The 485-nt window shown below is 62.1% G+C and carries 1 protein-coding gene; it reads right to left on the reverse strand.

What is annotated here, in order from left to right:
- On the reverse strand, positions 1-485 hold a 485-nt coding region (locus EOA32_RS37710), incomplete at both ends, for an MBL fold metallo-hydrolase (RefSeq protein ID WP_145971531.1).

A 485-nucleotide genomic window follows, 5' to 3' on the forward strand; every position in this document is an offset into this window, starting at 1 on the left:
GTGTAGGTGCAATCGTAAATGACGAGGTCGGCATCCTCGATGAGATCGAGGATCGCCTGATCGAGCTGGCCCGGCTCGTGCTCGGTGTCCGTGATCACCGCCACGACGCGGCCACCCCATTCGACCCGGTAGCCTATGCAGCCACCGGGATGGGTGAGACTGCCGGTTCGGACCACCACCCCTTGGCGCGGCCGAAGCACGTCTCCGGATACGAAATCGCGATAGTCGAGGCTTGCCTTGCAGACATCCAGTCTCACCGGAAACCAGGGCGGCCGCATGAACTCATCGACCATCTGCCGGGTCGTCATGCGTCCTGCAAGATGCCCGGACCAAAGCCTGAGTTTGACGCTCCGGTCATACATCGGCTTAAAGGCCGGCAGCCCGATGATGTGATCGTAATGACAATGCGTGAAAAACAGATCGAAATCGGTCACGCCCGACGCACGAAGCGCCCAGCCGGCAGGCCGCAGGCCAGAGCCCGCGTC

This window comes from Mesorhizobium sp. M1A.F.Ca.ET.072.01.1.1, assembly GCF_004023325.1.
Classification (GTDB): Bacteria; Pseudomonadota; Alphaproteobacteria; order Rhizobiales; family Rhizobiaceae; genus Mesorhizobium.